This window comes from Nonomuraea sp. B12E4 (assembly GCF_039871825.1).
Lineage (GTDB): Bacteria > Actinomycetota > Actinomycetes > Streptosporangiales > Streptosporangiaceae > Nonomuraea.
On the sequence record NZ_JBDPME010000030.1, the window covers coordinates 33,951 to 47,184 of the forward strand.

Sequence of the window (13,234 nt, forward strand, 5' to 3'; positions counted from 1 at the left end):
GATACCGGCTGTGTGCTGGAGTTCCCGCACCGTGGAGGCGGCGATCGGGTAGCCCAGGCGCCCAACTCGCCTTGGATTCTCCGGTGCCCCCAGGTCGGGTTCTCCCGTGTCATCTGAATGATCGGTGTCTTGACCGGCTGGCGAGTGCAAGGGCGTCCCGGGCTTCTCCTGTCGGTGAAGGTCCACTTACGCGCTACCAGGGTGCGGTGCCAACGCAGGATCGTCGCTGGGGTGACCGGGAAGATTTCCGCCCACCGGCAGCGGCGGATCAGCCGGGACAACTCGAGATGGTCGCAGTCGCTACCCTGATCACGCAGCAAACCCCCAGCTCACGGCACGAGACCGTATTTCCGAGCGGGACAGCACGACGGCTCGGCCTTCGCGCTCCGGCTGCCCACGCACGGTCACCCCTATGAGAAGAGCTCGGTGTAGGCGTTCGAGTGCTGTTGCCCGGTCATGAAGGAGACGAACTGCCTGACGAAGGCGCTGCGTGTGTAGTTGTCGCCGCTGCCGGTCAAGTCGCGGTGGAAAGCCGTACGGAACAGGTCGCAATATTCTTCGGTGTCGATCTTCTCGTCGTCGTCGACGTCAGTGACGTCGAACAGCACGTCGGCGATTTTGATGAGTCCGGTGCTGGGCAGGCAGGCGGCCGCGGCGGCGTATTCGTCGCGGTTGACGCGTCCGTCGCCGTCGCTGTCGAGGCCGGTCTGCAGCTCGCGCCACCAGGTGGCGTACGCCTGGAACAGCCGCTCTTCTTCCTGCTCGCCCAGGTTGAGCCGGGTAGCGATCTCTCGGGCCATGGCGGCCAGATCGGGCCAGCGAAGGTAGCCGTCGCCGGTCTGGTCGAGGACCTCGGCGAAGAACCGGTCGGCCGACCGGACCGCCTGGTCGTCCTCGCCGGGGGCGGGGAGGAGGAGACGTACCAGGGCCGCGGCCTTGCCGGCCTGGCGGCGCACAGCCCCCCATGGGCCCGCGCTCTCGCTGGAAGGGTCCAGCAATTCCATGAAGAAATCCACCCGTGTCCAGCTCTCCGGCAGGTAGCGGGTGGCGAGCGCGGCGCTCAGGTACGCGGAGCGCATGAGCGTGCGAGCTCCCGGCAGGTCGGGCAGGGCGACGCGCCGGCTGAAGGCTTCGGGGAGCGAGGCGATGGTGATCGCGGTCGCCATCGGGCCTGCCACGGCCCTGCCCGCGGCCCACAGCGCGGGATGGCCGCGCAGCACCGGAGGCGCCGGCACGTTGGCGAAGAGTTGGTAAAGGATGACGCTCACCGCCTCGTTGTTCTGCAGGCGGTGCTCGATGACGTCGTCGTAGTAGGACCAGAACTCCGGCAGCGTCGCGGGGAGGCGGTCACTGGTGCCGTCGATCAGGGCCAGGAACGTGCGGTGTTCGTCGTACAGGCGCCGCATCGCCGTGGCGTCGAGCGCGTCACCGCTCAGCCGGCACATCGTCACCGTCGACTCGAAGAGGGTCGCCACCACCCAGGCGCGCGCTTCGGGGTCGGTCGCGTCGTAGGGGAGGCCTTGGGAACTGGTGCCGGACATGCGGGCGTGGAGGCGGTTGAGCCGGGCCGCCTCGCGGTCGCGTACGCGCGGATCGGGGTCGAGGATCCGGCGCGAGCTCATCGTGGTGTTGCGCAGGCGCCGCCACGGGTGGGTGAGGAACGTGGAGTTCTCCATCAGCGCCGCGCCGATCTGCGGGTAGGCGGCTTCCAGCAGGGTGGCCCGGGCCACCGCGAGGCCCCAGCGGGCTTCGTTGACCAGACGGCGCAGGATGGAGTCGGGTCCGAAAACGTCGACGTCCTCCCGCGGGGTGGTGTGACTCATCGACGGCTCTCTCCTGTCATGGTGGTAATGGTGGGGCGTACGTCGCCGAACCGGCGCTGGCGCCGGAGGTAGGCGTCGAGGCATTCCCCGAAGTGGGTGGCGCGGAAGTCCGGCCAGAGCACCTGGGGGAAGACCCACTCGGCATAGGCCACCTGCCAGAGCATGAAGTTGGAGATGCGCTGCTCGCCGGAGGTGCGGATGACCAGGTCGACGTCGGGTGTGTCGGGGTGGGGCAGGTGCTCGGCGAAGCTCGCCTCGGTGACCTGGTCGGCCGGCGTCGCGGACCGGATCAGCGACCGCGCGGCCTCTACGATGTCGCGGCGCCCGCCGTGGTCGAAGGCGACGGTCAGCGTCATGCGCCTGTTGTCGCGGGTGAGCGTTATCAGGTCCCTGATGTCCTGGACCAGCGGTGCCGGGATGCGCGGATCGCTCATGCCGAGGAACCTGCAGCGGATGCCCCGCGTGTGCAGCACCGGCGCGTGTTTGCGGATGGCGCGCCGGACAAGCCGCATGAGGATGTCGATCTCGCCGGATGGCCGCCGCCAGTTTTCCGTGGAGAAGGCGTACAGGCTCAGCCAGGTAACCCCCGAGGCGCGTGCTGCTTCGATGACGTCCATCACGGCGGCCTCGGCGGCCTCGTGACCTGCGGTGCGCGGTAGCGATCGCTGCGCGGCCCAACGGCCGTTCCCGTCCATTACACAGGCCACGTGACGCGGCACGACCATGACCACCCCAATAGCTGAACGTGACTATATAAACACTGTAAGTGCTGTGCGGGGTTCTGGCAGCCCCTTGGGCCGACTTGGCTTGCCAGGTACAGGCTCTTTGTATCCGTCGGAGTAGCGGCCGTCTTCCCGGTCTGGGCAGCCATCGAAGAGGGCGCCGACGGCATGGTCCTGCCGCGGATGTGATTATCGGCAGGCGCTCTGGTGGTGGACGTCTACCACGACTCCGTGGTGGTCCGGGGACGCGACACCTGCCAGCGGCAGTGGATCGGGGCGTTCCAGGTCGCCATCCCGGTAGCCGAGCACTGACGCCGGGCGGGTAAGCCCCGCCAAGGTCGTCCTCGGTGGGGATTACCAGCGTCCGCGGAGGCGCTGGGGGCGCTGCCTGAACGAGCCGTAGGGCCATGCGGCCGATCGCATGCGCAGGGAGCCGAAGGCCGGCTCCGTAGTCGGACCAAACGCCACAAACCAGGCTTTCGGCCGGGTGGTAACCGGCAGCGGAAGGGTCGGTGAAATGGGGTCGTCTCCCGTTGCCGGGGGTGGGCTGAGCACTGCAGGGTTGCAAAACGACCGCCGTTCCCCCACGACGGAAGTGCTTGCCGTGCGTCTCCTGGCGTTGCTCGCCCCCCTTGTCGTCCTGCTCCTTCTCGCCGATCCTGCGCAGGCGCACGTCCGTACGACCTCGGTCGCGGTCGACCTGCGCAGCCACGGCGACGGCGTCTCCGCTGTCGTCGACGTGGAGTACGACATCCTTGCCCGGCTGCTGAGCCTCGACGGTGTCCTGAGCCCGGACGCGGTGGCCGCGGACGCCGAAGTGCCGACCGAGGTGCGGCGCAGCTCGCTGGACGCGCACACGAGCGACGTGGCGGCCTACGCCGGTGAGCGGCTGCGGCTGAGCCGCGGTGCGATCGGGTGCACTGCCGAGGACGCCGCCCGCGTCGAGCTCGCCGACTCCGGCGCGGTGCGGGTCGCGCTCGCCTACGACTGCCCGGCGTCCGGAGCGCTCACCGTCCGCAGCGACATCTTCCAGGCCTCCGACGGCGTCGTCGACGAGACCACCACGATGGTGGTCTACGACGTCGACGGCCACCGGGGTTCGATGTTGCTCGACGCCGCCCGTACCAGCGTCACGGTGGGGCGCACGGACCTGCTCAGCGAGATCCCGCGGTTCGTCCGGTTCGGGGCGGAGCACCTGCTCACCGGGCTCGACCACCTGCTCTTCCTGCTGGCGCTGCTGCTGGGTGCGAAGCGGCTGCGCGACGTCGTCGAGGTCGCCACAGCCTTCACGGTCGCGCACTCGGTGACCCTGGTGCTGGCCGCGATCGGCTGGGTCAGCGTGCCCGGATGGATCGTCGAGCCGCTCATCGCGTTGTCGATCGCCTTCGTCGCGATCGACAACCTGCTCTCGCCGAAGACGAGCCACCGGCTGCCCGTGGTCTTCGGCTTCGGGCTGCTGCACGGGCTCGGCTTCGCGGGCGCGCTCAGGGTCGACGGGCCGCTGTCGGCCTCGACGCTGGCTGACCTGGTCTCCTTCAACGTCGGCATCGAACTCGTCCAGTTGACGATCATCGCGCTTGCCTTCCCGGCGCTGGTGTTCCTGCGCCGGGCGGCGGCCACGCCGGTCGCCGCTCGCGCCCTCACACTCGGTACCGTCGCGGCGACCGTCGCCGTGGCCGGTGCCGGTCTGGTCTGGTTCGTGGAACGCTCCCCGCTCCTGGCCTGAAACCCCTCCCGTATCACGAAGCATCACGAAGGATCACCCATGTCCGCGTTATTCTGGACACGCGCTCGCCTGCGCGTCGTCCTTTACACCACCACGCTCGGGCTCGCCGCCAGCGTCGTCGCGGGTCCGCTCACGTCGTACGCGGCGGCCGCCATCGACCCGCCGGAGGCCACCGTCACCGGCGTCGTGTACGTCGACGCCAACGGCGACGGGCGCCGCGACCCCGGCGAGGCCGGCCTGGCCGGTGTCCGCGTCTCAGACGGCAAGATCGCCACTACGACCGCCGCCGACGGCTCCTACTCGATGACGATCTCCACCGACCGTCGCAAGTCGGACATCGTGTGGGCCGTCCAGCCGCGGGGTTACCGGTTCGGCCTGGACGAGTACAAGGAGCCGAGGTTCTGGGCCAACCTCGGCGAGCTCGCCGACGACGCCACGTCGACCGCGGACTTCGCGCTCGTCCGTGACGAACTCTCCGACGGAGACAAGTTCTCCTGGGCCAACATCGCCGACCCGCACGTCAACGCACAGCTGCCCGACCAGATCCGCGAGATCAACTCCACCGGCACCGACCTGCGCTTCATCGCGGTCAGCGGCGACCTCACCAACGACGCCAGCCAGGGGCAGTTCGACACATACCGGCGCGGCGCCCAGCAGTCGGCCGTCGGCGTGTGGCCGGCCGTCGGCAACCACGAGTACGCGAGCGGTTCGGCATATGCGGACAAGATCGACAACTATCGCAAGAACGTCGGTCCTGAGTGGTACTCGTTCAACTACGGCAACCGGCACTTCGTGGTGCTGGAGAACAACGGCTCGGCGCCGTTCGACGAGGAGCTCGACTGGCTCCAGGAGGACCTCGCCGCGAGCGTGCCGTTCGACCGCGACCCGAGAAACGACATCGAGCTCGTCGTCCTGACCCACCAGCCGATGAACGTCCCGTTCGGCTCGCCCTCGGAGTACGACGCCTTCGGTGACGTGCTCGAGAAGTACAAGGCGCAACTGATCCTGGTCGGCCACGAGCACTCCAACCATGTCGAGAACAACTCGGCGTTCGCCTCGACGGCCAAGCACATCCAGACCGTGTCGAGCTCGTACACGATCGACAACGCGCCCCGCGGCTTCCGCTACATCCACATGGCCGAGGCGGGCTTCGACAACCCGTTCCGGATGTACGGGGAGAACGAGCACCTCACCATCGTCAGCCCCGCGCCCGGCTCGAAGGTGCCGGCGGCGGGCTTCCCCGGCATCCAGATCAACGCGTACGACACCGGCGACGAGGTCGTCTCGGCGCGCTACCGGATCACCGGCGACAAGCACGACGACAAGCACGGCGGCAAGGACGAAGTCTGGATGCCGCTGCACCACAGCGGCGAGTTCACCTGGCAGGGCAACCTGCCGGGGGGCCGGCAGACGGTCGGTGAGCACCACATCGACGTGCAGGTGGTCGACGCGGCGGGCAAGACTTGGACCAAGTCGGCGGACTTCACTCTCACGCGCGAGCCGGCGCTCAAGCCGGTCTCCGAGGGTGACTGGGACCAGCACCATGGGAACGTGGCCCACTCCGGTGTCGCGTCGGCGCAAGAGGCCGGCCGCCGCCTGGCCTGGAGCTTCCGTACCGAAGGCACCTTCCTCACCGGGTCGCCGGTCATCCACGACGGCGTCGTCTACGCCGGCACCCGGGACGAGAACGGCGACGGCAACAGCCGGATCTACGCCGTCCAGCTGAAGAACGGCAAGGAGCTGTGGAACGTCAGGGTGCCGCAGTCGATCCACGGCAGCCTGGCCTACGGTGACGGCCTGATCTTCGCGCCCACCCTCGGCTCGGAGCTCTACGCCGTCGACACGAAGAGCGGCAAGCTGCGCTGGAAGGCCGTGCCCGAGCAGGCGCCGGCCCCGAACAACCAGCGCACCTACGGCTACTACTCGCCGGCCGTCTCCGGCCACACGGTGCTCTGGCCCTACCAGACCCGCTTCGGCATCGGCAGCCAGGGCGTGCTCAAGGCGCTCGACACCCGCACCGGGCGGCAGATCTGGGCCTCCCCGATGTCCGGTGCGACCATGAGCGACGGCACGCCCGCCGTCATGGACGGTACCGTGTACGTCGGCAACGAGACCGCCGACCGCGTGCTCGCCTACGACCTGGCCACCGGCGCCCGCAAGTGGACCGGGACCGAGTCGCTGGGCAGCTGGCAGGATGGCGTGCCGACCGCGGCCGAGGGCAAGGTCTTCATCGGTGCCAACAACGGCATCGTCGCGCGTGACGCCAAGACCGGCGCGACGCTGTGGACGTACAAGAGCTCGCGCTCCTCGCTCGTGTCGAGCGGCTCGACCCCGAGCGCCGCGGCCGTCAAGCAGGGCATCGTCTACATGGGCTTCCCGAGCGGCGCCGTCGTCGCCCTCGACGCCCAGACCGGCAACGTCATCTGGGAGCGGGCGCTGCCCGGCGACATCTACCACGGTGGTGTCATGTCCAGCCCGGTCGTGGCCGGCGACACGCTCTTCGTCGGGGCCAACAACGGCAACTTCTACGCGCTGGCCTCCGCCACCGGCCAGATCCTGTGGAGCCACGAGATCGGCACCTGGGTGGGCGCCGGCCCGGCCGTCAGCGGCAACACCGTCGTGGCGGGCGCCTGGGACGGCAACCTCTACGCCTACGTGCCCGGTGGCGAGTCCGCACAGCGCTGGGCGACCGTGACCGGCACGGTCAGCGACCCGGAGACGGGTGATCCCGTCGCCGGCGCGAAGGTCACCGCCATGGCCGACGGCCAGGACACCGCGGCGACCACGACCGACGCCGGGGGCCGCTACCGGATCGGTCTGCCGGCGTCGACCTGGACCGTCACGGCGGCCAAGCGCGGCCTGATCGCCGACGGCCGCTCGACCGCCGGCGTCACGGTCCGCACCACCGGCGGCGTGACGGCCGATCTGAAGCTGATCAGGGTGGTCCACCCGGCCGCCGGCAAGTCGACGTACGCGCCGGACTACGGCAGCGGCAGCACGCGCACGGACGTCGTCAACGGCACGGAGTACTACTACCTGGCAAACGACAGGATCCGGGCGTCCGTGACGCCGTACACCGCCGGCAACAACCTCGCCGGTGGTCTGGGCCAGGGCGCGCTGACAGACCTCATGCTCAACGACGCCAACGGCGCCGAGACCCTCGACTGGGGCGAGATGCTGCTGCGTCCGAGCCTCACGCCTCCCGACTCGTGGGACCGGCCGAACGACCAGCTCGACCTGCCCGACCTCGCGGTCGACGGCGCCGCCGTGGTCGGCAACGGTCAGTACCGGGCGGACCCGGCCATCAAGGCGCAGGTCCGTTACGAGGCCCTGCCCGACTCCCCGATCGTGAAGCTGACGGTCAAGCTGACCAACACCGGCACGACGGGCTACCAGGGCTACTTCAACTACATGATCGACCCCGACAGCTCGGCCGACAACGGCCGGATCCCCGGGTTCAGCGGCGTCAACCCGGGCCTGAAGACCTCGGGCTGGACCGGGAACTACGTCTACGTCGGCGCCGACGCGGCCACCACGAACGGCCAGGCCGCCCACGGTCTCGCGTGGGCGGCGGACGCGCCGGCCGCGGTCGGCGCGTACGGCTACATCGAGGGTCTCTACTACGATGCCACGATGGCGCCCGGCGCCACCAAGCAGTTCAGCTTCTACCACCTGACCGACTACGCGACCGCCGGCGGCGACCCCACCGGCAACATCGCGAAGTGGGCCGACGAGATCGACCTGCACGACGCGGCCGTATCGGACGCCGCTCGCGCGGCCGGCACGATCACGGCGGGCGGCACCGCCGTTCCCGGTGCCCGGGTCGTCCTCGAGCAGGCCGGCACGGCGGTCGCGAGCGCGAGCACCGACGCCCAGGGCAGGTACCTCGTCAAGGCCCCGGCCGGTCAGTACGACGTCCGGGTGTCCAAGGTGGGCTACCAGACGGCCGCCGGCACCGTCAGCGTGCCGGCGGCGGGCAGCGGCGTCGCCGACGTCGCGCTGAGCCCGGTCACGGTCGAGGCGAGCTACGGCAAGCAGATCGGCTCGGGTCTGGCCGAGGCGGGCTACGGCGACGTCATGCTCGAGAACGACAAGCTCTCGATGGCGATCGCCGACGCCTACAACGACTCGCAGCTCTCCGGTGGCACCCGCGGCAAGCCGGTCGACGTCGCCGTCCAGGGCAGGGCCGACCAGTTCGACTGGATCAACCTGCCCTACGTCTCGGCGGCCCAGCCGACCGGCACCAGCGCGTGGGACGTCCGGACGGTGGCGGCGACCGACGTCCAGATCGTCCAGGCGACCGGAGACAAGGCCGTCGTCCGGGCGTCCGGGCCGGTCAAGGGCATCACGGGCCTGACGGCGGCGACGACGTACACGCTGAAGCCGGGCGACGACTTCGCCACGGTCTCGACGGAGCTGAGCAACTCCGGCCCGGCTCCGCTGAACGTGTGGACCGGTGACGCGATGGACCACGACGCGGCCGGCCAGGCCAGTGTCATCCCGGGCGCCGGCGTCGTGGCGCCGGGTGCGACGGCGGCGTACACCCCGACCAAGCCGTACTTCGGCATGACCGGGACGGACCCGCAGGTCTTCGGCCTCGTCTATGGCACGCCGGCCGGGGCCTTCGACGTCTATGCCGCGGGCAACTGGGTGATGAGCCGGTTCAACGTCGACGTGCCGGCGGGCGGCTCCTACACCCTCACCCGCAAGCTCGTCGTCACGCCGGGCACCGACGCGGTGGGCGTTCTCGACGGCGTTCCCGCGCCGTAACCCTCACGGGGCCGGTCCGGACGCCGGACCGGCCCCATTCGTGCGGCGAGCGGGCCCGCAAGGCCAGGGAAGCCGCCAAGCGTCCGCCCAGGCAGCCAGGAACGGGCTCGGCAGAAAGCCCTGGCCCTGAAACGTAAGGCGAGGAAGCGGGCGAGACAAGCACGAGAGAAGGCCGGTCAGGCCAAGAAAGCGGCCACCGTGCTCTGCCGGGCGGCGTTCGGTGCCTGCGATCCCGCCGCGGCGGCGAAAAACCAGCGAGCTGTCCAATAGAACCAGAGAACTGCGTTCCGCCCGGTGGGCTGCGGGATGCAACAAGCCATGTAGTCGACCATGTCAAGGTCCAGCTAGGGGTTTGCTATGACATCTGCGTGTCCGTCGGTGTCCAGGGCGGCACCTGCCAAGTCGGTGTAGGCCCCGGTGCGGCCGGGTTCCGAGCTTCCGCGCAGTGGGTCACCTCCCCTGTGGAAGAGCAAGGGGCCCGGTCAGGTGGAGTCCGCGGGGGCGTATTCGTCGGTCCCTGCGTCACCGCAGGCCCGGGCAGCGACAACGGCTTGGACCCCTGGAACGGGGGCTGACATACCGACTGGGGCGTCGCGACCGGCGTGGGCAGACGGGACTAAACGCCCACTGACAGGTAGCGCTGCGGTGCGGTCTACGCGTCCGTATCCACGCGGGCAGCGTCTATGGGCGTGACGCCCAGCGGGTTGTGTGGGACCTGAACTCCCGCGGGGACACGCCATAAGTCGCACGGAAGGCGCGGCTGAAGTCGCCTGCCCGGCCGAAACCCCATCGGGTGGCGATCTCGTGGATCGGGACGTCGGTCAGGGCGGCGTCGGCGAGGTCGCGACGTGTGCGCTGCAGCCGCTGATCGCGTATCCACGCCGCGATGGTGTCACCTTCCTCCTGGAACAGCCGGTGGAGGTAGCTGACCGAGATGTGGTGTGCGGCCGCGACCGAACGCGGTGTGAGCTCGGGATCGTTCAGGTGGCGCTGAATGTAGGCGCGTATGCGTAGGGCGAGGACTCGCCGTGGGGAGCCCGGCCGGGGGGCCGGCCCAGATTGAAGCAGACTGGAAAAGCACGCGGTCACGAGATCCACCAGCACCATCCCCAGCCGTTGCCTGTCTGCCGGGTTGAGCGACAGCCTCTCATCGGACAGGTCCTCGATGAATCGTTTGAGCAGCCCGCTCACTCCGCCGTCAACGGGCACGCCATGCCCGAGCAGAGGAGCCATCGCCTCGCCTGCCAGCGGCAGCACCGGCTTCGGGATGGCGACCAGGGCCAACTCCAGGGCATCGTCCTGTCCATCGGATTCCAGGCGTATCTCGTCGAGTTGGGCAAGGTCGTGTGCGTAAAGATCGCCCACGCTCACGGTGTCCTGCCGTCCTGCCCACGTTGCGTTCACGGTGCCGCGCCTTGGCACGATGAGCTGGACAATGTCCGCATCGCCAGTCTGTACCAGGCCGGCCTCCCGCTGAAGGTGTATCGGGCGGAATCGTTTCACCTCCAATACGGCCACGCCGAGATCGACCACACGTGTGCCGGCGGGAAAGCCACTTCCATCGACGGTGGCGAACTCACGACACAGATCGGCATTGGTGATCCAGTCACTCCAAGCCGTCGCCCGTCGGCGAGCTATCTCTTCTCCATGCACTCGTATCCTCTTTTCGCAGAGAGATGGAACCGGGCGAGTGGGGCCGGATCCTCATGGCTTTGTGTCTTCCCTTCTGTCCTGAGGGGCGGGTCAGGCGGGGTTGCGACGCTGGAATGCCATCAGGCCGACCACGGCGATCATCGGCAGGGCGGTCATGAGGAGCAGCGGTGTCGCAGTGAGCCGGTCTCCTGCGATGACCTTGATGTGCCCCCAGATCTTCCGGACAGCTCGCCGACTAAGGTTGAGGGCTGGAGAGCCAGATGATCGGGAAACCATCAGGTCCGGTTCGGCCGAGGCCGAGCGGAAAGGGCTCAGCCCCGGCTGACACCTCGTCGCTCGACCGACCCATCCTCCTGGGTGGCCGACTGCCGCCGCTGCACCGGCGCTACCAACGCCGGGCGGACCACTTCGCATCCTTCGTCGCCATCGCCGCCGCCCTCATTTGCTACCGCCGACTTGCCAAGTGAGTCACCGTCGTAAGCGGCGGATATGCGGCATCGAGGGCGGGGACGCGTGCGAGGTCATCACTCTTGGGCGTGCCCCGTCAGGGCGGGGTTGCGGGTCTTGCCTCCGTACTTGCGCTGGATGTACGCCTCGGCGACGACGAGGTTGACGATGAGAGCCGTCCATGCGCCCGAGCTGGCGATGTCGTGGGTCATCGCGACGGTGTTGCCCTGGTAGGCGGGGGAGTCGGCTTGGGCCATGACGATCAGCGCCATAACGATGCCCCACGGCCGGGAGGCGAGGATGGCGAGCGTGACGGCGTAGTTGCGGATCATCCACTTGCGGTGATCGCTGAAGCGGCGCGACTTGGCGGCACGTAGGCCGGCGACGCCGGTGATGGCCCACAGGATGAGCATGGCGTCCAGTGCGGCGACGTTGGACACGCCGGACTCGCTCATAGCGGAAACCGGCACTGCGAGGATCATCGACGGGAAGATCCCGGCGTGGAAATACATGCGGCCCGTCCATCGATGTAGGCGGGGAAACCTGTTGCGTAACCCCGCCCACAGTTGCAGCAGGCCCGTCACGGTGGCGACCGCGCCGAACGCGATGTGTCCCACCAGCAGCCAGTAGCGCACCTGGTTGCCGTGCATGTCGGCCCGGCTCGTACGAATGTCCGGCGGGATGTACGCCGACAGCATGAAAGCCAGGATAGCCAGCGTGATCACCGGCAGGGGGAGCATCCACCAGGCGGGGCGTCGCCGCTTTCGCCGCGATCGTGCCACCGGGGTGTCGCGCTGCGACACCTGAGTCATCTCGACTACCTCCCATTCTCAATTGGCATCCGTGAGATACTATCTCATGGATATTAAATTCGGGCGGTAGAGTCTGTAAGCGTGCGCAGCAACCCGTCCGACGAGGCAGAACGCGAGGTGTCCGCATCGCTGAGGCGGCTGTGGCGGCTCCCCGCCGGGTCGCACCGCGGCCGCCCGGCGGGGCTTGATGTTGACCGGGTGATCGGCACCGCGCTGGAACTCGCCGACCGCGACGGACTGGCTGGCGCGACACTGCCGAAAGTCGCCGAAGCGCTGGGCGTCACCAAGATGTCGCTGTATCGCTATGTGGGATCGAAGGACGAACTGCTCGATCTGATGAGCGACCTCGCCATCGGCCCGCCTCCCGAGATCAGCGAGAGGGACGGCTGGCGGGCCGGCATGCAGCAGTGGATCCTGGCCAACCGGCAGGTCTATGAGCGCCATCCCTGGCTGGCGCACCTTCCGATCAGCGGCCCGCCGCGTGGGCCGCACGCGATCGGCTGGATGGACGCCATGCTGTGTGCTCTGCGCGGGACGGGCCTCGATTGGCGGGCGAAGGTGGGCGTACTGAACCTCATCGGCGGGTATGTCCGCACCGCCAGTGCTCAGGAGCGACAGCTCGCGCAGGGTCGCCAGGAGATCGGGCTCGATCAGACGCAGAGCGAGCAAGATTATGGCAGGGCCCTAGCCGAGCTCGTGGAGCCTGGCCACTATCCCGAGGCGGCCAAGCTCTTCGCCTCCGACGTCTTCCGATCGCCCCTGCATCAAGGGACGGACGGCAGCTTCAGGTTCGGGGTCGAGCTGATACTCAACGGCATCGACACCCTGATCACTGCCACGCGAACAGGATGATGGACCCGAGAGCGGACCGGTGGAGCGGCTCGTGCGGGGCGATCATCGGTGTCGGAGGGGGAAGCATGATGGCGTCTGTAAGAACTGCCGCGCCTGGCTGGGAACCGGTCGCCGCGGACCTTGACAGATCTCTGAGCCGGCCGCTATGGCGCCACGGATAGGGTGCGGCGAGTTCGGCTGGGGAACAGCCGGCCGATCGGCGTCTTGACCCGGGCCAGCGTCCAGCACTGGTTCTCGTCGTACCCCCCAGGCCAGCGGGCCGCGCCGAAGTTCGGCCTCCAGCCGCTCCCACTGCTTGGCCGACAGCTTCTCCTTCGACACCGGCCCCTTGGAGCGCAGCGCCTGCGTGCCACCCTCGAGCCAGGCCTTGCGCCAGCGGGTCACCGGCCGCTCGTGCGCCCGTAACGCTGACCATGAATTAATGACTCA

General features: G+C 68.7%; 7 protein-coding genes and 1 pseudogene. 4 read left to right on the forward strand and 4 right to left on the reverse strand.

What is annotated here, in order from left to right; genetic code table 11:
- Positions 1 to 410: 410 nt before the first annotated feature.
- Entirely contained in the window at positions 411 to 1,823 is a 1,413-nt protein-coding gene (locus ABGB18_RS40855; protein WP_347701051.1) for an oxygenase MpaB family protein, read from the reverse strand.
- Positions 1,820 to 2,548 (reverse strand): polyprenyl diphosphate synthase, encoded by a 729-nt coding sequence (uppS, locus tag ABGB18_RS40860; RefSeq protein ID WP_347701052.1) that lies wholly within the window; start codon positions 2,546 to 2,548, stop codon positions 1,820 to 1,822. Before uppS ends, ABGB18_RS40855 begins: the two co-directional genes overlap by 4 nt.
- A 601-nt stretch (positions 2,549 to 3,149) precedes the next feature.
- Here uppS and ABGB18_RS40865 point away from each other — a divergent pair.
- Entirely contained in the window at positions 3,150 to 4,271 is a 1,122-nt protein-coding gene (locus tag ABGB18_RS40865) for a HupE/UreJ family protein (RefSeq protein ID WP_347701053.1), read from the forward strand.
- A gap of 39 nt (positions 4,272 to 4,310) precedes the next feature.
- Entirely contained in the window at positions 4,311 to 9,041 is a 4,731-nt protein-coding gene (locus tag ABGB18_RS40870) for a PQQ-binding-like beta-propeller repeat protein (RefSeq protein ID WP_347701054.1), read from the forward strand.
- A gap of 681 nt (positions 9,042 to 9,722) precedes the next feature.
- On the opposite strand, the gene ABGB18_RS40875 is transcribed toward ABGB18_RS40870, so the two are convergent.
- A complete protein-coding gene (locus ABGB18_RS40875) occupies positions 9,723 to 10,694 on the reverse strand; it encodes a helix-turn-helix transcriptional regulator (RefSeq protein WP_347701055.1) in 972 nt (323 codons plus the stop codon).
- Positions 10,695 to 11,045: 351 nt separating this feature from the next.
- On the opposite strand from ABGB18_RS40875, the pseudogene ABGB18_RS40880 reads away from it, so the two are divergent.
- Positions 11,046 to 11,161 (forward strand): annotated as a pseudogene (locus tag ABGB18_RS40880) (IS5/IS1182 family transposase); the annotation flags it as partial.
- A 57-nt stretch (positions 11,162 to 11,218) separates the two neighbouring features.
- Here ABGB18_RS40880 and ABGB18_RS40885 read toward each other — a convergent pair.
- On the reverse strand, positions 11,219 to 11,839 hold the full coding sequence (locus ABGB18_RS40885; RefSeq protein ID WP_347701056.1) for a DUF2306 domain-containing protein: 621 nt from the start codon (positions 11,837 to 11,839) through the stop codon (positions 11,219 to 11,221).
- 195 nt (positions 11,840 to 12,034) lie between these two features.
- Between ABGB18_RS40885 and ABGB18_RS40890 the strand changes: the two genes are divergently transcribed.
- On the forward strand, positions 12,035 to 12,805 hold the full coding sequence (locus tag ABGB18_RS40890; RefSeq protein ID WP_347701057.1) for a TetR/AcrR family transcriptional regulator: 771 nt from the start codon (positions 12,035 to 12,037) through the stop codon (positions 12,803 to 12,805).
- Positions 12,806 to 13,234 lie beyond the last annotated feature (429 nt).